Below are 25,521 nucleotides of genomic sequence, written 5' to 3' on the forward strand. Positions count from 1 at the left end.
GTTGCAGTGCCGGGTAGTGGAGGTCTGCCGCAGGGGATCGATCCCGACAAGGCGAGTGTCGCCCGAATGTACGACGCGATGCTGGGCGGTGAACACAATTTCGCCATAGACCGCGAGGCGGTGGCGGCGTTCACCGCGATCGACCCCCAGGTCCGCACCCTGGCCCGGGCCAACCGCGACTTCCTCGGCCGGGCCGTGCGCTTCCTGGTCGCCTCCGGAGTACGGCAGTTCATCGACCTCGGCTCGGGCATCCCCACCCAGGGCAACGTCCACGAGGTCGCACAGGCGGCGAGCCCCGGCGCCCGCGTGGTCTACGTCGACAACGACCCGGTGGCCGTCGCGCACAGCACCTCCCTCCTCGCCGACAACCCGGACGCGGACATCGTCGACGGCGACATCCGGCGGCCGGACGAGATCCTGTCCGCCCCGCAGGTAAGGAAGTTGATCGACTTCGAGCAGCCGGTCGCGGTCCTGATGATCACGATCCTGCACTTCATCACGCCCGCGGAGGACCCGGCCGGCATCGTCGCCGCGTTCCGTGACGCGCTGCCCGACGGCAGCTGGCTCGCGCTGAGCCACGCGACGAACCAGGACCGCCCGGACACCGCGGCGGCCGTGGGCCAGTTGTACCGTTCCAAGGCCACCTCGCCCGTCACCGCGCGTTCCCACGACGAGATCCTCGGCCTGTTCGACGGCTTCGACCTCGCGCAACCCGGTCTGACCTATGTCCCCTTGTGGCGCCCGGACTCCGAGGACGAGATCCCGGAGAACCCTTCGGAGTACTGGGTCTACGCGGGCGTCGGCCGCAAGGGCGCGTGAGCCGTCCGGTCGAGTTCCGTACCGAAAGCCAGGCGCCCGCCCCGGATTTGACCCGACGAGGGGGAGTGAGACGCGCGATCCGGGGCAGGGGGCTCTAGACGGAAGTTCGTTCGAGCGAATGGGGTGGGCGTTATGGGAGCCGTGACGGCAGCGAAGGCAGCGGCCACGGCAGGGCGGCGGGTGGCGGCCGAGGAGTCGCTCCCGTTGATCGCGGAGCCGTTGAAGGTGAGCCCGAAGGACGCGCGTGAGCTGTCGCGCCAGTTCTTCGACCGGCTGACCTCGCTGGAGGAGGGCACCCCCGAGTTCCAGTACGTGCGCAACACCCTGATCGAGATGAACCTCTCCCTCGTGCGCTACGCGGCGGCGCGCTTCCGCAGCCGCAGCAACAACGAGATGGAGGACATCGTCCAGGTCGGCACGATCGGACTCATCAAGGCGATCGACCGCTTCGAACTCACCCGGCAGGTCGAGTTCACCTCGTTCGCCGTCCCCTACATCGTCGGCGAGATCAAGCGCTTCTTCCGCGACACCAGTTGGGCCGTCCATGTGCCGCGCCGACTGCAGGAGGCCCGCGTCGAACTCGCCAAGGCGACCGAGGAACTCCGCTCCCGCCTCGGACGTACCCCCACCACGCGTGAACTCTCCGAGCTGATGTGCCTGACCGAGGAAGAGGTCATCGAGGCCCGCAAGGCGTCGAACGGCTACACCTCCTCCTCGCTCGACGCCGCGCTCAGCTCCGACGCCGGCGCCGAGGGCGAGACCGTGCTCGCCGACGTCATCGGCGAGGACGACCCGGGCCTCGAACTGGTCGACGACCTCAGCTCCTTGGCCCCCCTGATCGCCCAACTCGACGGTCGGGAGCGGAAGATCATCCACATGCGCTACGTCGAGGAGCGCACCCAGGCCGAGATCGGCGAGGAACTCGGCATCTCCCAGATGCACGTGTCCCGTCTCATCAGTCGTATGCTCCGGCGCCTGCGCGCGGGGCTGCTCGATCCCGCGGTGGCCTGACCGGCCATTCTGCCCAACAATCCGGTCTGTTGGGTGAAATCACCCTCCCCGGACGCCCGTTCCGCGGGACTCTCGTACTGTGACCGGTCCGGCACCCTCGGTGCCGGACCGGCCGTTGCAGGGTTGCCGGAAGGGGGAGTTGTGGCGTGGCGGAGTGAGGAGTTCGGGGAGTCCCACGAGGGCATCGTGGGGGCGACACTCGCCGACGGCAGTGAGCCCAAACCCGTGTATCTGGACGTGGGCAGTGGCACCAACGGATTCCAGACGTGCGAGTGGTGGGCGTACAACGGCTGGCTGGGCCGCCCCAAGGCGGCGGCCTGGCGGGCCTCCTGTGTGTGCGGCTGGCGTGGCGAGAGCCATCCCATCGACTGGGACCAGGTCGAGGACCGCGACCTGGACGACCTGGACACGTCCGACGCGTACGAGGACTGGTGGGAGCACATCAGCGCGGTCGAACGCCGTACGGTCCCGCTGCCTGAGGAACTCTCCGATCTGATCGAGCAGTTGGAGGAGCGGCTCGACGCGCTCGCCGAGACGGCACCGGTGGCCGCGCTGAAGGCGGTGGCCATGCTGGAACGCATGGCGAGCCGGGTCGGCAGGGAGGCCGCGTACGGGGTACGGGCCGACGACGTGTCCGGCGAGGCGCTCGGCAAGGCACTGGGACTCAGCGTGAACCGGGCCCGCTCCCGGGTCGACCGTTACCTGCGCCCCTACTGAGCGGACGGCGGGCGGGACGCCGTGCCGCTGCGATGCCGTACGGTCGCCGGGCCGTGCCAGACTGGACGTACCGTTAGTCCCGCTCCGCCGTTCCCGCACTTCACCGAGGTTGTCCGTGACCAAGCCCCCGGCCCGAGTCCCCCAGCGAAGCAACGCGCGCTCCAACCGGGAACGCATCCTGGCCACGGCCCGCCGGGAACTCGGCCGGAACCCGGACATCACCCTCGAAGAGCTCGCCCGCGCCTCCGGTGTGGTGCGGCGCACCCTGTTCGGGCACTTCCCCGGCAGGGAGGCGCTGCTGGAGGCGCTCGCCGAGGAGGCTTCGGAGGCGTTGAAGGCCGCGCTGCCCGCCGGCCCGGAACCGGCGGAGCCGGAGTCGGCCGACCGGGCGTTCGTACGCTTCGTTTTGTCGATGTGGACCGTGGGCGACCGCTACCGGCTGCTGCTGGCCCTGGCCCGCCGTGACCTGGGTGTCGAGCGGGTGGCCGAGGTCCTGGCACCGGCCCGCCGCGTCGCCACCGCCATCCTGGACCGCGGGCAGCGCGACGGCGTCTTCCATACACAGCTGCCACCCGCCGTACTGAGCGCGGGACTTGAGGCCCTGACGATCGCGCTGCTCGAAGAGCTCAACACCGGCGAGCTGGAGGACGACGGCACGCACGCGGCCGTCGCCGCGCTGATCGCGACCGGTGTCCCGGAGAAGCAGGCGCGTGACGTGGTGGACGAGATCGCGGGCGCGGACGACCGATTCCTCAACCAGCAATCCGGTACGGCTGGTTGACTCACGCCGAACCGCTCCGCGCGCTGCCGTCGGACCGGAAGGTGACCGACTCGCCCGACAGCCGGGCGCTGAGCCCGCTCTCCGTCGCGGTGACGGACCGCAGTCGCAGTCCCTCGGGGATGTTCCGCAGCTGTATCGGCCGCTCGAAGACCGCTGTGAGCGCCGCCCGCCCGACCTCGGGCAGCAGGCCGCCGGTGACCTGGAAGTTCTTGAAGGCGATGCGGTTGCCGGACAGCACGGATACGGTCGCCGCCACGGTGACGTCGGCGCCGGGAGCGAGCTGCACCGTCGCGCGGACCTGGTCGGGGCGGGTGCCCCGGGAGATCTCCAGTCCGAGGGCGTCGGACACGTCGGGGTAGGACAGCAGGGCGGTCGCCTCGGCCGAGCGGGCCAGTGCCTCCTTGTCGTCGTCGGACTTCCTCAACCCGGCCAGATGCAGCGAGAGTTGGCTCACCGGAAGCCGGCCGGTGGTGTCGCTCGCCGGTATGTCGTGCGCGGTGATGTCCACCTGCCGCAGAGTGCCGGCGGCCAGTTGGGTCAGGACGGGGAAGCCCCGGACGTGGACCTCCGGCAACGAGGGCGTGTGCATGCCCTCTTGGAACGCCTTGGCCGTACGGGACTCGACCCGCGCGGTCGCGAAGCGGTCGACGGCGACGGGAATCACGAGCAGTGCGACCAGCGAGCCGACCGCGATGACGACCGGGCGCCGGTTCCTGCGGGGCGGGCGGGTGTCGTCGGGCTCGTACGCCCCGTACGTGAAGTCGGCGTATTCGTAAGGGTGTTGGTCCATGAGATCTCCTTCAGCCGGACGGGCGCAGATGGTGAACCGTGGCGGCGGCGCTGTCGCGCCCGACGCCGGCGGCGATGAGGGCGGCGGTGGCGGCCGCCGTGCCGTCGTCGTTCCAGAGGCCTGAGTTGACGCATTCCAGCAGCGCCAGCATCTGCGCCTCCAGGGCTCTGTTGAGCGGTCCCGGTGGGACGGCGGTGTGGAAGTCGCCCTGTTGCTGGCCCTGGGTGAGGATCCCGACGGCGGTCTCGCGGGCCGGGCGGAGGAGCGCGTCGATCGCGTCGGGGCCGAGGTCGTGGTGGGCGAGTCGCAGGAGCGTGCGGTAGCGGTCACCGACCGGCCACAGGGCCAGGACGAAGCGGGCCAGCGCGGTCACGGCGTCCGGCGTCGGCGCCCGGGTGGCGGCGCTCACCCGCCGTACCGCGTCCCCGGCGTCCGCGGCGAGGCCCTCGACGAGCGCGGCCCGCCCGGTGAAGTGCCCGTAGATGGTGCGCCGGGCAACGCCCGCGGCTCCTGCGATGTCACCGAGGCTGCAGTCGGGGTCGCGGCCCAGTTCCCGCAGGGCCGCTTCCAGGATCCGGGCGCGGGTGGCGTGCGCCCTGGCGCTGCTGCGGCTGATCACGTCGACACCTCCTGGCGGGGCTGGCTCGTCTCGGCATAGTTGCACATCGATGAGCAATAAAATAGTCTGCACATCAGTGAGCAATTAATGCGTCCCCAGGAGTTCCCGATGCCGCTCTTCGTCACCACCCCCGTCGACCGGACGGCCGGGCCCTACGCACGCCGCTGGTCCGCCCTGATCGTCCTGTGCCTGAGCCTGCTGATCGTGGTCATGGCGAACACCTCGCTGATCGTGGCCGCGCCCGACATGACCACTGACCTCGGCCTGAGCAGCAGCGATCTGCAGTGGGTCATCGACGGCTACACCGTCCCCTATGCCGCGCTGATGCTCGTACTGGGCTCGATCGGCGACAAGTACAGCCGCCGCGGCGCCCTCGTCACCGGCCTGGTGATCTTCGCCGGCGGATCGGTGATGGGCAGCCTCGTCCACGAGACCGGGCTCGTCATCGCCGCCCGCGCGATCATGGGAGTGGGCGCGGCCGTGGTCATGCCGGCCACGCTGTCCCTGCTGGTCGCGATCTTCCCGAAGCACGAGCGGGCGCGGGCCATCACGGCCTGGACCGCCACCTCGGGCCTCGCCATCGCGGTCGGCCCGCTGGTCGCGGGGTGGCTGCTCGAGAGCCACGCCTGGGGTTCCACGTTCCTGATCAACGTCCCCATCGCCGTCCTCGCTGTGGTCGGCGCCCTGGTCCTCGTCCCGCCGTCCAAGGCGGACACGGCGTTCCGCATCGACTACGTAGGCGGTCTGCTCTCCATCGTCTCGGTCGGCAGCCTTGTCTACGCCATCATCGAGGGCCCGCACTTCGGCTGGGGCGCGGGACCTGTCACCGCGGCCGTCGTCGCCGCCGTAGGACTGCCCGCCTTCGTGGCCTGGGAGCTGCGCCACCCGCACCCCATGCTCGACGTCCGCAAGTTCGCCCACCGCCCCTTCAGCGGCTCGATGACGGCGGTGCTGTTCTTCTTCTTCGGCACCTTCGGCGCGATCTACTACGCCACGCAGTTCCTGCAGTTCGTCCTCGGCTACAACGCGCTGGAGACCGGCGTACGACTGCTGCCGCTGGCCGGAGCCGTCTTCCTCGGCGCCGCGGTCACCGGACGGCTCACCCCCAAGCTCGGCATGAAGCCGATGGTGGTGACCGGCATGGTGCTCGGCACCGTGGCCGTCTTCCTGCTCACCCGGATCGACAAGACCTCCACCTACGGAGATTTCCTGCCCACGATGATGCTGCTCGGCTTCGCGATCGGACTGAGCGTCTCCCCGGCCACGGACACGATCATGGGCTCCTTCCCGGAGAACGAGCTCGGCGTCGGCGGCGGCGCCAACGACACCGCGCTGGAACTGGGCGGCTCGCTCGGCATCGCCATCCTCGGCTCGCTGCTCGGCACCAGCTACAAGGACAGGCTGACCGACCTGGTCGGCGGCCATCTCCCCGCCGCCGCCCTCGACACCGCCAAGGACTCGGTCGGCGGCGGCCTGGCGGTCGCCGAGGAGATCGCGAAGACGCCGTCCGCCGGACCGCAGCAGGCACAGGCCCTGGTCGACGCCGTGCACGAGGCCTTCGCCCACGGTGTCGCGCAGACCAGCCTGGTCGGCGGGATCATCATGGCCGCCGGCACGCTGATCGTCCTCGCGGTCCTGCCCGGCCGCCGTGCGGCCGGCGAGCCCGAGCCGAAGGCGACGGAGACCAGCCGCGACCAGGAGCACGCCGACTCCGTCTGAAGTCTCGGGCGATGCGGGCCCCTGCGTGCAGCGGGGGCCCGCACGATCGCGTGCGGGGCCGACGAATACGGCGTGCGTGCGTGACGAACAAGCAGGGGCACACTGCGGTCCGCCGGGCCATCGTGCATAAACTGGCACAGTTCCGCCTCGGCGCCCGCTCCCTCGTCCGCTCGGAGAACACCGTCCCCGCACTGAGCGGCGCCGGGATCGCCGACGGTTGAAGCTCACTTCACGAAATCGACGGTCCTGCCTGTGCACGCTCCGGACACCACCGCCATCACCCCCGAACCGGCCGACACGGCGCCGCGTCGCACCCGACGCTGGCTGCGCCCGGTGGTGATCACGGTCCTGCTCGCGCTGTTCACCACCGAACTGGTGCTGGGCTGGCCGTCACTCGCCGCCGCCCTGTCACAGCTGCGCGCACCCCGGCTGAACTGGTTCGCCGTCGCGCTCGTCGCCGAGGTCGGCGCCATGGGCTGCTACGCGCGCATGCAGCGCCGGCTGCTGCGCTCGGCCGGTGTGGAGGTGCCGATCCAACGCCATGTCGCCCTGGCCTACGCCGCGCACTCGCTCAGCGTCACACTGCCCGGCGGACCCGCCTTCTCCACCCACTTCAACTACCAGCAGATGCGCCGCTTCGGGGCCACGCCCGCCGTCGCCTCCTGGTGCATCGCGCTGTCCGGCATCCTCTCCGCGGCGGCTCTGGCCGTCGTCACCGCGATCTCCGCGATCGCCTCCGACGGCAGTCTGCAGTGGCACAGCCTGGTCACCCTCGGCCTGGCCGTCCTGCTGCTCACCGTCGGCATCCGGCGCATCACCCGGCACCCGGAGAAGGTCGAACCGGCGACCCGGGCCGCGCTGGCCAAGGTCAACAAGTTGCGGCACCTGCCCGAGACCCAGGGCCTCGACCGGATCCGCGGCTTCGTCGAGCAACTCCGCACCGCCCGGCTGCAACCCCGGCACGCGGTCGCCGCCGCCGTCTTCGCCGTGCTCAACTGGCTGCTCGACGCGGGCTGTCTGTGGCTCTGCTTCCACGCCATAAGCGACACACAGATCAGCAACGCCCAACTGCTGCTCGCCTTCTGCGCGGGCATGGCCGCCGGCACCCTCACGATCATCCCGGGCGGACTCGGCATCATCGACAGCGCGCTCGTCCTCGGGCTGGTCACGGGTGGCGTGGCGACCAGTACCGCCATCGCCACGGTCGTGCTCTACCGGATCATCAGCTTCGGGTTCATCATCGGCGTCGGCTGGATAACGTGGCTGGTCATCCGCCGCCACAACCGCCGTGAGCCGGTCGTCGCGGCGGACGCCGACGGTGCCCAGGAGGACAGGGGTCCCCTGGGCACCGGTGCCGGTACGTCGGCGGGTCGTTAGCTGAGCGTGAAGTCGTCGGCCGTGACGTTCGACTGGCCGTACCAGCCGTGGACGAACACGGTGACCGTTCCGCTGCTGCCGGTGGTGAAGGGGACCGACAGCTGGTTCCAGCTCGTGCTGTTGGACCAGGTACTCGCGGAGGCGCCGCCGCTCACCCCGAGGTAGGCGTACGGGCCCTGGACCCAGGCGGTGAGCGTGTAGCTCTTGTTGGGGGACAGGGTGACGGTCTGGTCGCATTCGCCGGTACCGCTGGCACTCGGCGTGACCTGGAGGCTGTGGCTTCCGCTGTGTACGGGACTGGAGACCACCGCGCTGCCGCCCGTGCAGGTCCACGGACTCAGACTGCCGGTCTCGAAGCCCGCGTTGGTCAGCGAGCCCCCGCCGCCTCCGCCACCACTGCTGCTGGTGACGGTGAGCGTGTACGTGGCGGTGTGGCTGCCGGTCGCGGCGGTGCCGGTGACGGTGATCGGGTAGCTGCCCGCGGCCACGGACGAACCGACCGCCGCCGTCAGTGTCGAACTGCCCCCGGACGTCACGGAGTTGGGGCTGAAGGAGACGCTGACGCCGGAGGGAGCGCCGGAGGCGGAGAGAGTGACGGACTCGGCGCTGCCGGAGGTGACGGCGGTGGAGACGGCCGAGGTCGCCGTACCGCCCTGAGCGACCGAGGCGGAGCCCGGCGACAGGGACAGTGAGAAGTCGCTGGTGGTGCCTCCGCCGCCGCCCGTGCCCGTGCCCGTGTAGGGCACGAACGCGTCGGTGAACGCGAGGCTGTTCTGGCTGATCTGACTGCACGTGGGCAGGGAGTTGGCGCTGCCGCCGCACGCCTGGTCGCGGGTGATGGCCCAGAACGCCAGTCGGCCGACGCTGTTCTGCGCGGCGAAGGTCTCCACCGTCTGGGCATCGGCCAGGGTGAAGGTGGAGCCGTCGTCGTTCTTGCCGATCATCGGGGTGATGCCGAGGTTGGCGTAGGTGTAGCTGGAGTCGACGGACTGCATCTGCGCCAGGGTGGCCTTCGCGGCGGAGACCGCGGCCTGCCCCATCTCGGTGCCGGTGCCCGCGTAGTAGTCCATCGCCATGATGTTGAGCACGTCGATCTTGATGCCCGCGGTCTTGGCGGCCTTGACGATGTTGACGCCGTCGCCGGTCAACCCGCTCGTCAGGACCGGGAGGGTCATGGAGAACTTCAGGTTCGGGTTGGCCGCCTTGAGGTCCTTCATCGCCTGCATCTGGCGGGCCACCGCGGCGGTGTCCGCGATGGCGGCGCCCTCGATGTCGAAGTCGAGCTGGGTGACGCCGTAGTCGTTGATGATGGCCTGGTATCCGGCGTCGATGCTGCTCTGCGTCGAGCACGTCCAGGCCAGCGGCTCGCCGCTCGCGCCGCCGGAGGAGATGATGACCGACGCGCCCTCGGACTTCGCCTTGGCGATCAGGGGGTCGGTGAAGGAGTCGTTGCCGATGGGGAGGGTGTCGCCCCAGATCTGGTTGCAGCCGACGCCGAGCACGAAGGCCGCTGTGTACGCCTTGAGTTGGTGTCCGGTGATGGCGGTGTCGAGCAGTCCTTCCTGACTGTTCGACATGTCGACGTAGGGGGCCACGGAGTAGACGCTGCTTCCCGCGGCGCTGCTCGCGGGGGCCAGGGCGACGGTGACGCCGGTGACCGAGAGCGCGAGGGTGCACACGGAGGCCGCGAGTCTTGCCAGGCGCATGACAGATCCCCTTTCGGGGGTGCCTATAAGGAGGGAGTGGTGGGGGGTGGCGCGTGAAGGCTTTGGTATATACCAAAGCGCCGGTGCGGCTCTCCGTCAAGAGGACTAGACCAACTCAATACCGTCGGGTCGGTCCGCCTCGACTCCCCACGGGTGTCGGCGCCATGAGGTGCCGACACCCGGGTCCTCGCGGCCGGTCCGGACTCAGGCCGGGTTCGCCTCGCGGGCGACCAGGTCGAGTGCGATGTCCGTGATCATGTCCTCCTGGCCGCCGACCATCGCCCGCCGCCCCGCCTCGACGAGGATGCTGCGTGTGTCGAGCCCGTAGCGGGCGGCTGCCGTCTCGGCGTGGCGCAGGAAGCTGGAGTACACGCCCGCGTACCCGAGGCTCAGGGTCTCGCGGTCCACCCGCACCTCGCGGTCCTGCAACGGTCGTACGAGGTCGTCGGCCGCGTCCATCAGCGGGAACAGGTCGCAGCCGTGCTTCCAGCCCATCAGGTCGGCCACCGCTACGAACGCCTCCAGCGGACAGTTGCCCGCGCCCGCGCCCTGGCCCGCGAGGGAGGCGTCGACGCGGATGGCGCCGCCCTCGACCGCGACGACCGTGTTGGCCACGCCGAGTGCGAGGTTGTGGTGGGCGTGGATGCCCAACTCGGTCTCCGGGGCGAGGACTTCGCGGTAGGCGCGGAAGCGGTCCCGGACGCCGTCCATCGTCAACCGGCCGCCGGAGTCGGTGACATAGACGCAGTGGGCGCCGTAGGACTCCATCAGCTTGGCCTGGCGGGCGAGTTCGGTGGGCTCGGCCATGTGGGACATCATCAGGAAGCCGGCCACGTCCATGCCCAACTCCCGCGCCGCGGCGATGTGTTGGGCGGAGATGTCGGCCTCGGTGCAGTGCGTGGCGACCCGTACCGAGCGGATGCCCAGCGCGTGCGCCTGCTTGAGGTCGTGGACGGTTCCGATGCCGGGCAGGAGGAGGGTCGTCGGGATCGACTGCCGTACGACGTCGGTGACGGCCTCGATCCACTCCCAGTCGGTGTGGGCACCGACGCCGTAGTTGATGCTGGAGCCCGACAGCCCGTCGCCGTGGGCGATCTCGATGGCCGCAACCTCGGCCGCGTCCAGGGCGGCGGCGATCGCGCGGGCCTGGTCGACGGTGTAGCGGTGGCGTACGGCGTGCATGCCGTCCCGGAGGGTGACGTCCTGGACATAGAGGGACGGGGTCACTTGGCGGTCTCCTTGCCGGTCCGGGCGGCCATGCGCTCCGCGGTGCGCAGGGCGGCCGAGGTCATGATGTCGAGGTTTCCGGCGTAGGCGGGCAGGTAGTGGGCGGCGCCCTCGACCTCCAGGAACACCGACACCTTCAGCAACTCGCCCGCGCCCGGCGCCAGGGTGCGCAGCGGATCGTCGGCCGCCACCTTGTCGTACTGCACCTGCTGCTTGAGGCGGTAGCCGGGCACATACGCCTGCACGCGGCCGACCATCTCCTCGACGGACGCGGTGACCGCCTCGGTCGCGCAGTCGGAGACCAGGCAGTGCACGGTGTCCCGCATGATCAGCGGGGGTTCGGCCGGGTTGAGGACGATGATCGCCTTGCCGCGCGTGGCGCCGCCGACCGCCTCGATGGCCTGGGAGGTGGTCTCGGTGAACTCGTCGATGTTCGCGCGGGTGCCGGGGCCGGCCGAGCGCGAGGCGATGGACGCGACGATCTCGCCGTAGTGGACCGGCGAGACCGCGCCCACGGCGGCGACGATCGGGATCGTGGCCTGGCCGCCGCAGGTGACCATGTTGACGTTCGGGGCGTCGAGGTGGGCCTCGCCGTTGACCGGCGGGACGACGTACGGGCCGATGGCGGCCGGGGTGAGGTCGACGAGGGTGCGGCCCAGGGGCCGTAGAACCTCTTCGTGGTGGCGGTGGGCGCCGGCCGAGGTCGCGTCGAAGACGAGGTCCACGTCGGCGAACTCGTCCAACTTGACCAGTCCTTCGACGCCCTCGTGAGTCGTGGCGACCTTGAGGCGGCGGGCGCGGGCCAGGCCGTCGGAGTCCGGGTCGATGCCGGCCAGCGCGGCGATCTCCAGGGTGTCCGAGAGGCGCAGAACCTTGATCAGGAGGTCGGTGCCTATGTTGCCGGAGCCGATGATGGCGACCTTGGTCGTCACTTGCCGTTCCCTTCCGTGGCGAAGCGGACCCGTACCGAGCCCAGGTCCGAGATGTGCGCCTCGAAGGAGTCGCCCGGGGCGGCCGGGGTCATCGGGCCGAGGGCGCCGGTCAGCACGAGGTCGCCCGCGCGCAGCGGGTCGCCGCGCTCGGCGAGGGCCGAGGCCAGCCAGACCGCCGCGGTGAGGGGGCTGCCGAGGCAGTCGGCGCCGGTGCCCTCGGAGACGGTCTCGCCGTCCCGGCTCATGGTCATCGTGACCGCGCGCAGGTCGACCCTGTCGAGCGGTACGGGCGTGCCGCCCAGGACGTACAGACCGCAGGAGGCGTTGTCGGCGACGGTGTCGACCAGGGAGATGTCCCAGTTCCGCACCCGGCTGTCGACGATCTCCAGCGCGGGCAGCGCGAAGTCGACCGCGCGCAGCACGTCGACGATCGTGCACTCGCGTTCCGGCAGGTCCCGGCCGAGGACCAGCGCGACCTCCGCCTCCACCTTCGGCTGGAGCAGTCGGCCCACCGGCACCTCGCCGCCGTCCGGCACCGCCATGTCGGCGAACAGCGCGCCGAAGTCCGGCTGGTCCACGCCGAGTTGGCGCTGCACGGCGGGGGAGGTCAGGCCGATCTTCCGGCCGACGACACGGCGTCCTGCGGCCAGACCGCGGCGGACGTTCACCTGCTGCACGGCGTAGGCGGTCTCCAGGCCGCCGCCGTCGAGCAGGTCGCGCACCGGCGGACAGGCGACCCCGGTACGGGTGGCCTCCGCCAGCAGGTCGGCGGCCTTGACCACGGCCGGGGACACGGCGTCCGGGCTGGCGCCGTCGGGCACGGTGGGCACGGGTTACCTCCTGGGAGAGCAGTGCGGTACACCCCTCGGTATAGACAGCATCCCCGCCAAGGGACAATCTTTGTTCCGTGACACGGAACAACGCGGGCGGCAGCATGCTGGAGAAGGCCGCGCTCATCCTCGACTGCTTCAGTCCGAGCGGCGGACCGTACCGCCTGTCGGAACTCTCGGAGCACACCGGACTGCCCAAGCCCACCGTCCACCGGCTGGCGGCCGACCTTGTCCGGCTGGGCTGGCTGGAGCGCTCGGGCACCCGCTATCTGCTCGGCGCGAAGCTGTTCGAGCTGGGCTCGCTGGTCCCGCACCGGCGCGATCTGCGCGAGACGGCCCTGCCCTTCCTCCAGGACTTGTTCGAGGCCACCCGCGAGACCATCCACCTCGGTATCCGCGAGGGCCTGGAAGTGGTCTACCTGGAACGCATCCACGGCCACGAGGCACTGCGGCTGCCCTCCCGCATCGGCGGCAGCCTGCCCTTGACCTGCACCGCCGTCGGCAAGGCCCTACTGGCCTTCTCCGGCGCCGAGTTGACGGAGGAGGTGCTGTCCCGCCCGCTGCCGAGTCTCACCCCGCACTCGATCACCGACCCGGCCCGGCTGCGCACGGCCCTGGAGAAGATCCAGGTCTCCGGCCTCGCCTACGAGGAACAGGAGGCGGCCTCGGGCGTGAGCTGCATCGCGGCCCCGGTGTTCGCCGGTGACACCGCGGTCGCCGCCCTCTCCGTCGCCGTACCGCGCACCCGCTTCCGGCCCGCCCAACTCGCCCCGGCGGTACGGACGGCGGCGCTCGGGCTGTCCAGGGTGCTGAGAGGCGGAGGTGCCCCGCGGGCTCCACTTACCTAGCGGCGAACCCGACCGTACACTGACAAGTCACGGTAACGGGGGCGTTGTTGAGCGGGGGGAGAATCATGTCCGGGGATCAGTACGGCGGTTATCAGGGATACCAGGGAAATCAGGGATATCAGGGGTTCGCCGTTCCACCCATGCCCACCTCACCTCCACCCGCTCCGCCGGACCGACTCAGATCCGTCGCGGTCGGCCTCCTCAACCTCAGTGGCCTGGGCCTCGGTTACGCACTGACGCGACGCTGGCTGCTGATGCTCGTGTGCTGGGTCGCGACCGCCGTCCTGCTGCTGGTGGCGCTGCCCGCCGACCCGGACGGTGTCTCCGGTGTCCTCGTCACCCTGTACGTCGTGTTCCTCGTGTTCGCCGCCGTCCACGGCGCGTTGGTCGGTCTGCGCACCCGGCTGGCCTGGCCCGCGGCCGCACCGCTCGCGATCCTGCTGGGCCTGGTACTGCTCGCCGTACCCGCCGGGGGAGTCGTGCTGTACGACAACGCCCGGGACGAGGCGACCCAGCAGATGCTCCTCGACCGGCTGGAGAAGGCCGACCAACTCGTGGCGGACAACGGGAGGTTGTCGTTCTCCGTGGCCGAGCCCCACTACCGTCAGGCGCTGGCGGTGTACGACGACCTCACCACCGCGCACTCCGGTTCGCGGGCCGCCGGCAAGGTGCCCGACCGGCTGAAGACGTTCTACACGACGGTCGCCGGGGCCTACGCGCAGAAGAACTACTGTGACGCGATACCCCAGTTGAAGTATCTGCGGACCGTCCCCGGCACCATCGGGAAGAAGCAGCTGGGCACCCTGACCAGCTGGCCGGACGACCGGCTGGCCACCTCCCTCTACGAGTGCGCCTCCGCCTCGCTGGCCACGCAGAGCGCCGACTGGCCGACGAACTTCGGGGATCTGCTGACCACGTTCCCGCAGTCGTCTCAGGCGGGCCAGGTCGAACCGGCCGTCAAGTCGGCCGTCACCAAGGCGGCGCAGGGTGTGAGCGGCAGCCAACCGTGCGCGGCCGTCGAGCAGTTGAAGAGCCTCTCCTCCCAGATCGGGACCCTGGAGGGCGGACAGGCGGGCGTGGCCGACGAGTTGAGCGCCGACGCCGCGCGGGCCGACGGTCAGGCCGGCGCCGGGGCCTATCAGTGCGGTGTCTCGCAGTACAGGTCCGGCGACTTCGACTCTGCGCTCTCCACGATGAACGACTTCGTGAAGAACAACACGCACGACAAGAACCGGGCCCGCGCCAAGAAGATCGCCATCGCCGCCGAGGTGGCCAAGACGGTCCCCGCCGCGGGCAAGAAGCTGCCGACCACCGCGTCCGGCGGCAGCATCTCCGTCACGGTCAAGAACGACAGCCCCGACGACATCACCGTCCTCTACACCGGGCCGGTCACCGGCAGCTTCACGCTCAAGGCGTGCGGCAGCTGCACGACGTACTCCCTGTCCACCACCCTGCTGTCCGGCTTCAAGCCATGCAGCGGAGGCAAGAACTACCCGCAGAAGACGATCAGTCTGCCGACCGGCACCACGTACTTCGTGCACCGGCCGGACAGTTCCACCGCGAGTCCGGCCTCGGACACGGCCAAGCTCAGGTCGGGCTACATCTACACGGAGTGCGCCTACGCCACGGGGGCCTTCGGCACCGGCTGACGGGCGAGGGTCCGCTCACAGCAGCGCCGGTGCGTGGAAGGCGCCGAGGCCGGTGGTCAGGTCGCGGTCCATCCAGTACCGGCGCGGCTCGGCGAGCATGACGGAGACGCTCACGCCGAGCAGGCCCGGAATCCTGGCCAGTTCGCCGTCGACGAAGAGCGCCAGGGCGGAGCGGTCGGTCACCAGGCCGGTGGCCAGGACCGACATGTCGCTGGCCACATGCGCGGCGAGCCGCGTCTGCGGGAGCTGGTCGATGCGGTGCATGACCTCGGGGGTCGCACCCGGCGCCACCCGCAGGCGCAGGATGAACGGGGTCTGGAAGCCGAGCCACTCCGACACGATCTCCAGGCGCGGCTTGACCCATCCCTCGTCCAGGACCCGGCGGACGACGCGGTGCGCGGTGGAGGTGGCCAGACCGGTGGCCCGGGAGACGCTCGCCGCGGACGCGCGGCTGTCCCCGAGCAACTCGGCGACCACAGCGCGCTCCGCCTCGCTCAGCGGCTTCGCCGGGGGTGTCGCGGTCGCGGTGCCCTCGGGGCGGGCGCCGGCGAGCTTCAACAGCTCGGCGCGCTCGGCGTCCGTGAGGAACTGCGGGTCCCAGGTCCGGCCCCGGCGCAGTGTGCTGAGCGCGGGCAGCGCGTTGACGCGGCGGACACCGGGCACGGAGAACATCCGGTCGATCGCCTGGCTGGTCGCCGCCTCCGACGGGGCGTGCACGACCGCGTAGAGCGGATAGTCGCCCGAGACCTGCGCCAGCAGCTGGAGATGGGGCAGGTCGCGGAGCCGGTGCAGGACGGCCAGGGGGCTCTCGCCGGTGATGTCCAGGAAGACGTGGACGGGCATCGCCGTGGAGTGGATGCCCCAGTCGGCCTGAGCCGAGTGCCCACGGCGCGGTGAAGACCGCCCGCAAGGGCACCGGGATCTTCCAGGTCACCGCCACGGGCGTCGAGTCCCACGCGGGGCTCGCACCGCAGGACGGGGCGAGCGCGATCACCGCACTGTCCGAGTTCGTGGTCGCCGCCGCTGCCGTGGCCGCCCCGGAACGCGGTACCACCGTCAACACAGGCCTCATCAGGGGCGGTTCGGCCATCAACGTCGTCGCCGGGCAGGCGACCGCCGGTGTCGACATCCGGGTGAGCAGCGCCGCCGAACAGGACCGGGTGGACGCCGAGTTCGACGCCATCACGGTCAGCGACCCGCGCGTCCGCATCGAGATCGACCACGCCTGGAACCGCCCGCCGATGACCCTCAACGCGGCCTCCGCCCCGCTGCTCGACCTGGCCCGGACGGTCGCTCGCGAACAGGGCCGCGACCCCCTGCGCGACACCGCGGTCGGCGGCGCCAGCGACGCCAACTTCGTCGCCGCGCTCGGCCTGCCCGTGCTGTGCGGAATGGGCGCGGTCGGCGACGGGGCGCATGCGCAGGGGGAGTTCATCTATCCGGATACGGTGCCGGGGCAGACGGCGCTGGTCGCGGGGTTGTTGGGGCGACTGGCGGAACCGCTGCGGGGATGAGCGCGATCGGCGCATCCAGGGTGGGGCGCGTCATGGAACCGACCCCGGGCCGGGGACAATCGGTGTCATGACGGACGACAGAGACGACCCCGAGAGCCGCCTGGCCAGGATCGAGCGGCTGCTGGAGGACGGCAGTCGCGATGTGGTGCCCGCCTGGCGGCGGGTGACGCACGGGGAGACGCGGTGGGCCGTGTCGGCCGTGATCCTGGTGGCGGTCGCCGTGCAGCTGATGCTGCCGCACCGGCTCGCCTTTCAGCCGTACTGGCTCTTGCCGACCCTCGAACTCGTCCTCATGGTCGGTCTGTTCGTCGCCAACCCCCGGCGGATCGAGCCCGGCACGCGGTGGCTGCGCTGGCCGAGTCTGGTGCTGACCGGGGTCATCAGCCTGGCGAACAGCTGGTCGGCGGCGCGGTTGGTGGTGGGCCTGGTCAGAGGCACCGAAGGCCTGGCCGCCGGACCCCTGCTGCTGACCGGCGGGGGCATCTGGCTGACGAACGTCATCGTGTTCGCGCTCTGGTACTGGGAGTGGGACCGGGGCGGGCCCATGGCGCGGGTCATGGGCAACCACCAGTACGCCGACTTCCTCTTCGTCCAGATGCAGAGCCCGGAGACCGCGCCACCGGACTGGGAACCGGCGTTCCTGGACTACCTGTACCTGTCCTTCACCAACTCCACGGCCTTCAGCCCGACCGACGTGATGCCGCTTTCGCGCTGGGCCAAGATGCTGATGATGGGCCAGTCCTCGGTCTCCGTGTCGATCGTCGTCCTGGTGGTCGCGCGGGCGGTCAACATCCTTCGCTAGCGACGGACAGCGGCGCCGAGCAGGCTCTTCCCAAGGCCGACTCGGCGTCGCAGCCCATGTCCTGCTGATCCCGCCGGATCAGCAGGAGCCCTCGTCCTGCCAGGGGCCCCACTCGGAGGCTCCGGGCACCTCGTTCTGGGTCCACCACTTGGCGACCCAGTTGTGGTTTCCGTACGACACCTCGTTGCCCTTCACGTAGACGGCCGTGGAACTCCACGCCGTCTTGCACGTGCCGGGGGTCGGTGTGGGAGTCGGGGTGGGCGTCGGTGTCGTGGTCGGCGGGGTCACGCCCGCGAACTGGACCGAGTACTTGGCGAAGTCCCACGCGTTCTGCGCCACGCTGGAGCAAGTGCCGGACGTGGTACCGCCGTTGTCGACCGGGCTGCACTGACGGTCGCGGTTGAGCGACCAGAACGTGAAGCGGTCCATGTTGTGGCTGGTGGCGTAGTTCAGGACCGTCTGGAAGTCGGCCTGGGTGAAGTACTCGCCGGTGTCGCTGCGCCCGTTCATCCCCGAGAAGCCCTCGTGGGCGTACGCGGTCGCCGAGTCCCAGCCGAACGTGGACTGGAGGATGGAGTTGAAGTTGGTGAGCGCGCTGGTCTGAGAGGCCGCGCCGTTGAAGCCGCCGTCGAACGGCATGATGGAGAAGTTGTTCGGCGTGAACCCCTGCGACTTCGCCTCCAGCAGCATCTGCTTGCCGAACCAGCCGGTGCCGTCCGCCGTACCGGCCGTGGTGACGGAGACGTACAGACCCGCGTTGTTCTGCTGGAGGATCTTCGCCGCGCCGATCTCGTTGTGGATGGCCGCCGTGTTCTCGTACTCCGGCTCCTCCAGGTCGAAGTCGATCGCGTGCAGGCCGTACTTGGTGATCACCTGCTGGTAGGCCGCGGCCGTCGAGGCCGGGTCGGAGCAGGCCTGGCCGAGCTTGGTGCCGCCGTAGCCGCCGATGGAGACGGAGACGTCGCCGCCCTTGGCGCGGATCGTGTTGATGACCGACTGGACGGCGGTGTCCGAGGAGACCGGTGAGGTGCCTCCCCAAGTGGGGGTGCAGCCACCGCCGTTGGGGGCGAGGACGAAGGCGAGCTGGAAGGCCTTGAGGCCGGTGGCGTCCATGATGCTGCCGGCGTCGGGCGGGTTGTTGTCCGTCGGCATGAGGTAGGGGGCCGCGGCGTACCAGCGGTTGCTGAGCGCGGTGGCCGCGTTGGTCGCGCCCTGGGCGTTGGTCGCGATGAGAGCGGTCGTGCCCGCGGCGGCGAGTGTCACTGCGGCTGCCGCGCCGAGACATGCGCGAGGACGTGTCACGTTGTGCCTCCGGTGGGAGTGGGGGAGGCGCCCAGCTTCTGGCGGTGTCGCGGCCACGTCAATGGATTGGACTGGACCAAATTGCTCTTTGGACTAGACCATGCGATTTCTTTACCGTCGGCCCGTTGAAGCGCGTCGCGCGACACGTTTGCGACTAGTGTCCCGGCTCACATGGCGTTATAGGGGTGACGCCGACACCATGGTGCACGTCACCGGCAGGCTGAAGGGATCCGGAATGTTCCGCAAGGTGCTGGTCGCCAACCGTGGAGAGATCGCGATCAGGGCGTTCCGCGCCGGCTATGAGCTGGGCGCGCGAACGGTCGCGGTCTTCCCCCACGAGGACCGCAATTCGCTGCACCGGCTCAAGGCCGACGAGGCCTACGAGATCGGCCAGCCCGGGCATCCGGTCCGCGCCTATCTCTCGGTCGACGAGATCGTCCGCGCGGCCCAGCGCGCCGGCGCCGACGCGGTGTACCCGGGCTACGGGTTCCTCTCCGAGAACCCCGAACTCGCCCGCGCCTGCGAGGAGGCGGGCATCACCTTCGTCGGCCCCAGCGCCCACATCCTGGAGATGACAGGCAACAAGGCCACCGCGATCGCCGCCGCCCGTGCGGCCGGCGTGCCGGTGCTCGGCTCCTCGGAGCCCTCGACGGACGTCGACGAACTGGTGCGCGCCGCCGAGGAGATCGGCTTCCCGGTGTTCGTGAAGGCCGTCGCCGGTGGCGGCGGGCGCGGCATGCGCCGCGTCGAGGACCCGGCCGCCCTGCGCGAGTCCATCGAGGCGGCCGCCCGCGAGGCCATGTCCGCGTTCGGCGACGCCACGGTGTTCCTGGAGAAGGCCGTCGTCGACCCCCGGCACATCGAGGTGCAGATCCTCGCCGACGGCGAGGGCAACGTCATCCACCTCTTCGAGCGCGACTGCTCGCTGCAGCGCCGCCACCAGAAGGTCGTCGAGCTGGCCCCCGCGCCCAACCTCGACCCCGAACTGCGCGACCGCATCTGCGCCGACGCCGTCCGCTTCGCCCGCGAGATCGGCTACCGCAACGCCGGCACCGTCGAGTTCCTTCTCGACCCGCACGGCAAGCACGTCTTCATCGAGATGAACCCGCGCATCCAGGTCGAGCACACGGTGACCGAGGAGGTCACCGATGTCGACCTCGTCCAGGCGCAGTTGCGGATCGCCTCCGGGGAGACCCTCGCCGACCTCGGCCTCTCGCAGGAGACGGTCACCCTGCACGGCGCCGCCCTCCAGTGCCGTATCACCACAGAGGACCCCGCCAACGGCTTCCGCCCCGACACCGGCCGCATCAGCGCCTACCGCTCGCCCGGCGGCTCCGGTATCCGGCTCGACGGCGGAACCACCCACGCCGGTACGGAGATCAGCGCGCACTTCGACTCCATGCTGGTCAAACTCACCTGCCGGGGGCGGGACTTCACGACCGCCGTCAACCGCGCGCGGCGTGCTGTGGCCGAGTTCCGCATTCGCGGTGTGGCCACCAACATTCCCTTCCTGCAAGCGGTGTTGGACGATCCCGACTTCCAGGCCGGGCGCATCACCACCTCGTTCATCGAGCAGCGCCCGCAGCTGCTGACGGCCCGTCAATCGGCCGACCGTGGCACCAAGCTGCTCACCTACCTCGCCGACGTCACGGTCAACAAGCCGCACGGCGAACGCCCCGACCTGATCGACCCCACCACCAAGCTGCCGCCCGTCCCGACCGGCGAACCCCCGGCCGGTTCACGGCAGTTGCTCGCCCAACTCGGCCCCGAGGGCTTCGCCCGCCACCTCCGCGAGTCGCCCACGATCGGCGTCACCGACACCACCTTCCGCGACGCCCACCAGTCGCTCCTGGCCACCCGCGTCCGCACCAAGGATCTCCTCGCGGTCGCCCCGGTCGTCGCCCACACCGTGCCCCAACTCCTCTCCCTGGAGTGCTGGGGCGGCGCCACCTACGACGTGGCGCTGCGCTTCCTCGCAGAGGACCCTTGGGACCGGCTGGCCGCCCTGCGCGAGGCCGTTCCGAACATCTGCCTCCAGATGCTGCTGCGTGGCCGCAACACGGTGGGCTACACGCCGTATCCGACCCAGGTGACCGACGCCTTCGTGCAGGAGGCCGCCGCCACCGGCATCGACATCTTCCGCATCTTCGACGCGCTCAACGACGTGGGCCAGATGCGCCCGGCCATCGACGCCGTACGCGCCACCGGAACATCGATCGCCGAGGTCGCCCTCTGCTACACCTCGGACCTGTCCGACCCCAACGAGCGCCTGTACACGCTCGATTACTATCTCCGGCTCGCGGAACAGATCGTCGAGGCCGGTGCTCACGTCCTGGCCGTCAAGGACATGGCGGGGCTCCTGCGCGCACCCGCCGCCGCGACCCTCGTATCGGCGCTGCGCCGCGAGTTCGGCCTCCCGGTGCACCTGCACACCCACGACACGGCGGGCGGCCAGCTCGCCACCTACCTCGCCGCGATCCAGGCCGGCGCGGACGCCGTCGACGGTGCCGTGGCCTCCATGGCGGGTACCACCTCGCAGCCGTCCCTCTCCGCGATCGTCGCCGCCACCGACTACTCCGACCGCCCGACCGGCCTCGACCTCCAGGCCATCGGCGACCTGGAGCCGTACTGGGAGAGCGTCCGCAAGATCTATGCCCCCTTCGAGGCGGGCCTCGCCTCGCCCACCGGGCGCGTCTACCACCACGAGATCCCCGGCGGCCAGCTCTCCAACCTGCGCACCCAGGCCATCGCGCTCGGCCTCGGCGACCGCTTCGAGGACATCGAGGCGATGTACGCCGCCGCCGACCGCATCCTCGGCCACCTGGTGAAGGTCACCCCGTCGTCGAAGGTCGTCGGCGACCTCGCCCTGCACCTGGTGGGCGCGGGAGTGACCCCGGCCGATTTCGAGGCGTCCCCGGAACGCTTCGACATCCCGGACTCCGTGATCGGCTTCCTGCGCGGCGAGTTGGGCACGCCGCCCGGCGGCTGGCCCGAGCCGTTCCGCACCAAGGCACTCCAGGGCCGCGCCGCCCCCAAGCCCGTACAGGAGCTGAGCCCCGAGGACCGCACGGCCCTCGACAAGGACCGCCGCGCCACCCTCAACCGCCTGCTGTTCCCCGGCCCGACCCGCGAGTTCGAGACGCACCGCCAGACCTACGGCGACACCAGCGTCCTCGACAGCAAGGACTTCTTCTACGGCATCCGACCTGGCAAGGAGTACACGGTCGACCTGGAACCGGGCGTGCGTCTCCTCATCGAGCTGGAGGCCGTCGGCGAGGCGGACGAGCGTGGGCTGCGTACGGTGATGTCCGCCCTGAACGGGCAGCTCCGGCCGATCCAGGTGCGTGACGCGGCCGCCGCCTCCGACATCCCCGTCACCGAGAAGGCCGACCGCGCCAACTCCGGCCATGTGGCAGCCCCGTTCGCGGGTGTGGTCACCCTCGCGGTCGAGGAGGGCGACGAGGTGGAGGCCGGTGTCACCGTCGCCACCATCGAGGCCATGAAGATGGAGGCGGCGATCACCGCGCCCAGGTCCGGCCGGGTCTCCCGTCTCGCCATCAACCGCATCCAGCAGGTGGAGGGCGGCGACCTGCTCGTCGAGCTGAGGTAGGCGGACGGCGGCGACAGATCGCGTCACCGGTGACCGGATCGGACCGGTCCCGGACCCGATGCGGCCTGTCGCCGCCCCACCCGCACGGCGCAGTCTTGGGACATGACCCGAGCACTGATCGTCATCGATGTCCAGGAATCCTTCCGCGCCCGCCCGCTGTGGGAGACCATCTCCGACCCGAAGATCGCCGAGCAGGCCGACCGCCTGGTGCGGCTCGCCCGCCGGGCGGGCGACCTGGTCGTGTGGGTACTGCACTCCGAGCCCGGCAGCGGCGACGTCTTCGACCCGGCCCTCGGCCACGTCCGTCTCATCGACGGACTGGAGCGCGCGGAGGGCGAGCCGCTCATCCACAAGACCTCGCACAACGCCTTCACCACCACCAACCTGCAGCAGATCCTCACCGAGCACGGCGTCCGCGAGCTGACCATCTGCGGCATCCGCACCGAACAGTGCGTCGAGACCACCACCCGGGTCGCGAGCGACTTCGGCTACCAGGTCACCTTCGTCACCGACGCGACCGCGACGAACCCCATCCCGCACCGCGACGCCCCCGCCGACCAGACCGTCGCCGAACTCCTGGCCGACCCCCGCACCCTCCCCGCCGACGAGATCATCCGCCGTACCGAGTACGCCCTCGCCGGCCGCTTCGCCACCATCGCGACTGTCGCCGAACTGGAAGCCGCAGCGGCACATCAGGCATGATGACCGGATCGTGAGCCACGTCGTCTTCTTCCTGGTACCCGGAGTCCATCTGCTGGACCTGGCCGGCCCCGCGCAGGTCTTCTCCACGGCGGCCGACTTCGGGCACCCCTACACGCTCTCCTACGTCGCCGAGCAGCCCCAGGTCACCAGCGCCCAGGGGCTGCCGCTGACGGCCGCTCTCGACTGGCCCGAGTTGGGACCCGAGGATCTGATCGTGGTACCCGGCTGGCGCGCGCTCCGGCTCGCCCAGGGGCCCACCATCGGTCCCGATCCCCTGCGGGTCCTACGAGACCACCACGCCCGCGGCGGAACGGTGGCCAGCGTCTGTGCCGGAGCCGACGCGCTCGGCCGGGCCGGACTCCTCGACGGCCGCCACTGCACCACCCACCACGACGTACAGGACGAACTCGCCCTGCGCCACCCGAAGACGACCGTCGTCCGCGACGTCCTGTTCACCACCGACGACCGGGTCATCACCTCGGCGGGCATCGCCAGCGGCATCGACCTCGCCCTGCACCTGATCGCCACCCGGCACGGCCCCGCCGTGGCCGCCCAGATCGCCCGGGACATGGTCGTCTACGCCCGCCGCAACGGCCACGAACCACAGACCAGCGCGATGCTCAGGCACCGCTCCCACCTCGACGACACCGTGCACCGCGCCCAGGACCTCATCGACACCCGCTTCGACGAAGCGCTGCCCCTGCCCGCCCTCGCCTCGGCCGTCGGCGTCAGCGAACGCACCCTCACCCGCCTCTTCACCCGGGCCACCGGACTCACCCCGCTGCGCTACCAGCAGACCCTCCGCCTCGAACGCGCCGAGCACCTCATCAGCCACGGCACCACGATCGACACCGCCGCCCGCTCGGTCGGCTTCGAGGACCCGCGCATGCTGCGCCGACTGCGCGCCCGCGGCCAGTAATCGAAGGGCGGTTCGGTGGGGACGCTGTTGGGTTGGCGGCTGATCCTCACAGGACCGCCCCCATCCGCCAGGGGACGATCTCCTCCGTCCCGAACCCGAGCGCCTCGGACTTGCTCTCCGCACCGGAGGCCATGTCCACCAGAGCCTCGAACAAGGCGGTGCCGTAGGCGACTTGGTCGGTATGGGCCATGGCGGGCCCGGCGTCGAAGTCGATGTCGCCGCGCATCCGCTCGTACAGTTCGCTGGTGGTGCTGATCTTCAGCGACGGCACGGGACGGGAGCCGAACAGTGAGCCGCGGCCGGTCGTGAAGGCGAGCAGGTTGGCGCCGCCCGCGACCATCCCGGTGGCGGACACCGGGTCGTAGCCGGGGGTGTCCATGAAGGTGAGGCCCGGCGCGGTGACCGGTTCCGCGTAGCCGACGACGTCGTTCAGCGGACTCGTCCCGGACTTGAGCACGGCGCCCAGGGACTTCTCCCAGATGGTGGTGATGCCGCCGGCCCGGTTTCCCCGCGACGGATTGTTGTCGAGTGTCGCGCCGCTCGCGGCCGTGTACTCCTGCCACCAGTCGATGAGTTGGTCGATCCGTGCCGCCGACTCCGGGGTCGTCGCCCGGTCCCGCAGCAGATGGTGGGCGCCGTAGATCTCCGGGGTCTCGCCGAGTACGACCTTCCCGCCGGCCGCGACGAGCAGATCGGCCGCGACCCCGAGCGTGGGGTTCGCGGTCAGGCCGGAGTAGGCGTCGCTGCCGCCGCATTGGAGGCCCAGGGTCAGTTCCGCGAGCGGGATCGGTGTGCGGTGTGTCCGCGTGATGCGTGGGACCAGGTCCGCGATGCGGTCGAGTGCCGCGTTCACCGTGGCGGCCGTACCGCCCAGTTGCTGGATGGTGAGCGTCTCGGTGGCCAAATCGCCCTCGGCGAGGAGGTTTTCGGGCTGGTTCACCTCGCAGCCGAGGCTGATCAGCAGGGCCGCCGCGACGTTGGCATGGCCGAGGTAACCGCGCAGTGTGCGGCGCAGTACGGCGTCCCCGGGGGTGCCCTCCGCCATTCCGCAGCCAAGGTCGTGCGGGAGCGCGATGACGCCGTCGAGGCCGGGTGTCCCCTTGTGGACGGCGTCGGCCCGCTGGGCGATCATCCGGGCCACCATGGCCGAGCAGTTCACGGTCGGGACCACGACGACGTAGTTCCGGGTGGCGGCGCGCCCGTCGGTCCTGCGGTAGCCGAGGAAGTGGTCGCGGGTGGGGGAGACGCCGGACGGTCCCGGGTGCTTCGGTGGCGGGCCAGCGATTGGTTCCTCCCAGCGGCCGACGCCCAGGTTGTGCACGTGGACGTGCCTGCCCGCCGGGATGTCGGCCAGGGCGACACCGATGACCTCGCCGTACTTGCGGACCGGGGTGCCTTTCGCAATGTCGTGCAGCGCGACCTTGTGCCCGGCGGGGATGTTCTCAACGGCCGGTGCTGCGCCGTTGGCGAGTTCGAGGGGCGTGCCCTGCGTCACCGCCGCGAGAAGCAGGCCGATGTCGTCCACGCCGGGGCGAGGCACCAGCGGCCTGATGGTCGCCGCCGGTCCCTCTGCGGTACGACGTTCACTGTTCACGTGATCGACCGTAGGGCCCCAACACCGCCCAGGGGAAAGACGGTTATCGATGG

At 70.5% G+C, this 25,521-nt stretch carries 20 protein-coding genes and 3 pseudogenes; 14 read left to right on the forward strand and 9 right to left on the reverse strand.

Annotation, left to right across the window (positions count from 1 at the left end; translation table 11 throughout):
• Positions 1–6: 6 nt before the first annotated feature.
• From JHN45_RS04395 to JHN45_RS04410, 4 genes are all read left to right on the forward strand, one after another.
• Positions 7–819: an SAM-dependent methyltransferase gene (locus JHN45_RS04395; RefSeq protein WP_200708546.1), complete on the forward strand. Its 813-nt coding sequence runs from the start codon at positions 7–9 to the stop codon at positions 817–819.
• A 132-nt stretch (positions 820–951) separates the two neighbouring features.
• Positions 952–1,830: a SigB/SigF/SigG family RNA polymerase sigma factor gene (locus tag JHN45_RS04400; protein ID WP_236583315.1), complete on the forward strand. Its 879-nt coding sequence runs from the start codon at positions 952–954 to the stop codon at positions 1,828–1,830.
• A gap of 141 nt (positions 1,831–1,971) precedes the next feature.
• Positions 1,972–2,547 (forward strand): hypothetical protein, encoded by a 576-nt coding sequence (locus tag JHN45_RS04405; RefSeq protein ID WP_200708547.1) that lies wholly within the window; start codon positions 1,972–1,974, stop codon positions 2,545–2,547.
• Positions 2,548–2,662: 115 nt separating this feature from the next.
• Positions 2,663–3,328, forward strand: coding sequence for a TetR/AcrR family transcriptional regulator (locus tag JHN45_RS04410; RefSeq protein ID WP_200708548.1), 666 nt, complete (start codon positions 2,663–2,665; stop codon positions 3,326–3,328).
• A gap of 1 nt (position 3,329) precedes the next feature.
• On the opposite strand, the gene JHN45_RS04415 is transcribed toward JHN45_RS04410, so the two are convergent.
• Together JHN45_RS04415 and JHN45_RS04420 are read right to left on the reverse strand one after the other, a co-directional pair.
• A complete protein-coding gene (locus tag JHN45_RS04415; protein ID WP_200708549.1) occupies positions 3,330–4,118 on the reverse strand; it encodes a DUF2993 domain-containing protein in 789 nt (262 codons plus the stop codon).
• 10 nt (positions 4,119–4,128) lie between these two features.
• The gene (locus JHN45_RS04420) at positions 4,129–4,737 is read right to left on the reverse strand and encodes a TetR/AcrR family transcriptional regulator (RefSeq protein WP_200708550.1); all 609 of its coding nucleotides are present in this window, start codon (positions 4,735–4,737) and stop codon (positions 4,129–4,131) included.
• Between the two features lie 108 nt (positions 4,738–4,845).
• Between JHN45_RS04420 and JHN45_RS04425 the strand changes: the two genes are divergently transcribed.
• The 3 genes and pseudogenes from JHN45_RS04425 (at position 4,846) to JHN45_RS04435 (ending at position 7,833) form a co-directional block, all read left to right on the forward strand.
• Complete coding sequence (locus JHN45_RS04425) at positions 4,846–6,456, forward strand: MFS transporter (protein ID WP_201048078.1); 1,611 nt, start codon at positions 4,846–4,848, stop codon at positions 6,454–6,456.
• Positions 6,457–6,551: 95 nt separating this feature from the next.
• Positions 6,552–6,677 (forward strand): annotated as a pseudogene (locus JHN45_RS04430) (extradiol ring-cleavage dioxygenase); the annotation flags it as partial.
• Positions 6,678–6,708: 31 nt separating this feature from the next.
• Positions 6,709–7,833: a YbhN family protein gene (locus tag JHN45_RS04435; protein WP_201048079.1), complete on the forward strand. Its 1,125-nt coding sequence runs from the start codon at positions 6,709–6,711 to the stop codon at positions 7,831–7,833.
• Here the strand turns inward: JHN45_RS04435 and JHN45_RS04440 are convergent.
• The 4 genes from JHN45_RS04440 to mhpD form a co-directional block, all read right to left on the reverse strand.
• Positions 7,830–9,539 (reverse strand): carbohydrate binding domain-containing protein, encoded by a 1,710-nt coding sequence (locus JHN45_RS04440; protein ID WP_201048080.1) that lies wholly within the window; start codon positions 9,537–9,539, stop codon positions 7,830–7,832. The two genes, JHN45_RS04435 and JHN45_RS04440, sit on opposite strands and share 4 nt — an antisense overlap.
• 204 nt (positions 9,540–9,743) lie before the next feature.
• A complete protein-coding gene (dmpG, locus tag JHN45_RS04445; RefSeq protein WP_201048081.1) occupies positions 9,744–10,766 on the reverse strand; it encodes a 4-hydroxy-2-oxovalerate aldolase in 1,023 nt (340 codons plus the stop codon).
• Positions 10,763–11,698 (reverse strand): acetaldehyde dehydrogenase (acetylating), encoded by a 936-nt coding sequence (locus JHN45_RS04450; RefSeq protein WP_200708555.1) that lies wholly within the window; start codon positions 11,696–11,698, stop codon positions 10,763–10,765. The genes dmpG and JHN45_RS04450 overlap by 4 nt, the downstream gene beginning before the upstream one ends.
• Complete coding sequence (mhpD, locus tag JHN45_RS04455; protein WP_201048082.1) at positions 11,695–12,528, reverse strand: 2-keto-4-pentenoate hydratase; 834 nt, start codon at positions 12,526–12,528, stop codon at positions 11,695–11,697. Before mhpD ends, JHN45_RS04450 begins: the two co-directional genes overlap by 4 nt.
• A gap of 104 nt (positions 12,529–12,632) precedes the next feature.
• Between mhpD and JHN45_RS04460 the strand changes: the two genes are divergently transcribed.
• Both JHN45_RS04460 and JHN45_RS04465 read left to right on the forward strand, forming a co-directional pair.
• On the forward strand, positions 12,633–13,376 hold the full coding sequence (locus JHN45_RS04460) for an IclR family transcriptional regulator (RefSeq protein ID WP_201048121.1): 744 nt from the start codon (positions 12,633–12,635) through the stop codon (positions 13,374–13,376).
• A 140-nt stretch (positions 13,377–13,516) separates the two neighbouring features.
• The gene (locus tag JHN45_RS04465) at positions 13,517–15,025 is read left to right on the forward strand and encodes a hypothetical protein (RefSeq protein ID WP_201048083.1); all 1,509 of its coding nucleotides are present in this window, start codon (positions 13,517–13,519) and stop codon (positions 15,023–15,025) included.
• Positions 15,026–15,040: 15 nt separating this feature from the next.
• Here the strand turns inward: JHN45_RS04465 and JHN45_RS04470 are convergent.
• Positions 15,041–15,898 (reverse strand): annotated as a pseudogene (locus tag JHN45_RS04470) (Lrp/AsnC ligand binding domain-containing protein); the annotation flags it as partial.
• Here JHN45_RS04470 and JHN45_RS04475 point away from each other — a divergent pair.
• Both JHN45_RS04475 and JHN45_RS04480 read left to right on the forward strand, forming a co-directional pair.
• Positions 15,898–16,539 (forward strand): annotated as a pseudogene (locus tag JHN45_RS04475) (M20/M25/M40 family metallo-hydrolase); the annotation flags it as partial. The pseudogenes JHN45_RS04470 and JHN45_RS04475 overlap by 1 nt on opposite strands.
• A gap of 67 nt (positions 16,540–16,606) precedes the next feature.
• Entirely contained in the window at positions 16,607–17,341 is a 735-nt protein-coding gene (locus JHN45_RS04480) for a hypothetical protein (RefSeq protein ID WP_201048084.1), read from the forward strand.
• 78 nt (positions 17,342–17,419) lie between these two features.
• On the opposite strand, the gene JHN45_RS04485 is transcribed toward JHN45_RS04480, so the two are convergent.
• Positions 17,420–18,643, reverse strand: a complete 1,224-nt coding sequence (locus JHN45_RS04485) for a chitinase (RefSeq protein WP_201048085.1) — start codon at positions 18,641–18,643, stop codon at positions 17,420–17,422.
• 235 nt (positions 18,644–18,878) lie between these two features.
• On the opposite strand from JHN45_RS04485, the gene JHN45_RS04490 reads away from it, so the two are divergent.
• The 3 genes from JHN45_RS04490 to JHN45_RS04500 all read left to right on the forward strand — a co-directional run bounded on the left by JHN45_RS04490 (position 18,879) and on the right by JHN45_RS04500 (position 23,874).
• Positions 18,879–22,253, forward strand: coding sequence for a pyruvate carboxylase (locus JHN45_RS04490; RefSeq protein ID WP_201048122.1), 3,375 nt, complete (start codon positions 18,879–18,881; stop codon positions 22,251–22,253).
• A gap of 102 nt (positions 22,254–22,355) precedes the next feature.
• The gene (locus JHN45_RS04495; protein ID WP_201048086.1) at positions 22,356–22,955 is read left to right on the forward strand and encodes an isochorismatase family protein; all 600 of its coding nucleotides are present in this window, start codon (positions 22,356–22,358) and stop codon (positions 22,953–22,955) included.
• 10 nt (positions 22,956–22,965) lie between these two features.
• Positions 22,966–23,874 (forward strand): GlxA family transcriptional regulator, encoded by a 909-nt coding sequence (locus JHN45_RS04500; RefSeq protein ID WP_200708561.1) that lies wholly within the window; start codon positions 22,966–22,968, stop codon positions 23,872–23,874.
• Positions 23,875–23,920: 46 nt separating this feature from the next.
• Here JHN45_RS04500 and JHN45_RS04505 read toward each other — a convergent pair whose 3' ends face one another.
• Positions 23,921–25,468 (reverse strand): altronate dehydratase family protein, encoded by a 1,548-nt coding sequence (locus JHN45_RS04505; protein ID WP_307783034.1) that lies wholly within the window; start codon positions 25,466–25,468, stop codon positions 23,921–23,923.
• Between the last annotated feature and the right edge of the window lie 53 nt (positions 25,469–25,521).

It is taken from the genome of Streptomyces sp. MBT53 (assembly GCF_016654115.1).
Lineage (GTDB): Bacteria > Actinomycetota > Actinomycetes > Streptomycetales > Streptomycetaceae > Streptomyces.

Bases quoted from the DNA above. Each gene is read 5' to 3' on its own strand.
- JHN45_RS04400 (WP_236583315.1), top strand. From the start codon at position 952: ATGGGAGCCGTGACGGCAGCGAAGGCAGCGGCCACGGCAGGGCGGCGG.
- JHN45_RS04415 (WP_200708549.1), bottom strand. From the start codon at position 4,118: ATGGACCAACACCCTTACGAATACGCCGACTTCACGTACGGGGCGTAC.
- JHN45_RS04425 (WP_201048078.1), top strand. From the start codon at position 4,846: ATGCCGCTCTTCGTCACCACCCCCGTCGACCGGACGGCCGGGCCCTAC.
- JHN45_RS04440 (WP_201048080.1), bottom strand. From the start codon at position 9,539: ATGCGCCTGGCAAGACTCGCGGCCTCCGTGTGCACCCTCGCGCTCTCG.
- JHN45_RS04460 (WP_201048121.1), top strand. From the start codon at position 12,633: ATGCTGGAGAAGGCCGCGCTCATCCTCGACTGCTTCAGTCCGAGCGGC.
- JHN45_RS04465 (WP_201048083.1), top strand. From the start codon at position 13,517: ATGCCCACCTCACCTCCACCCGCTCCGCCGGACCGACTCAGATCCGTC.
- JHN45_RS04480 (WP_201048084.1), top strand. From the start codon at position 16,607: ATGACGGACGACAGAGACGACCCCGAGAGCCGCCTGGCCAGGATCGAG.
- JHN45_RS04490 (WP_201048122.1), top strand. From the start codon at position 18,879: ATGTTCCGCAAGGTGCTGGTCGCCAACCGTGGAGAGATCGCGATCAGG.
- JHN45_RS04495 (WP_201048086.1), top strand. From the start codon at position 22,356: ATGACCCGAGCACTGATCGTCATCGATGTCCAGGAATCCTTCCGCGCC.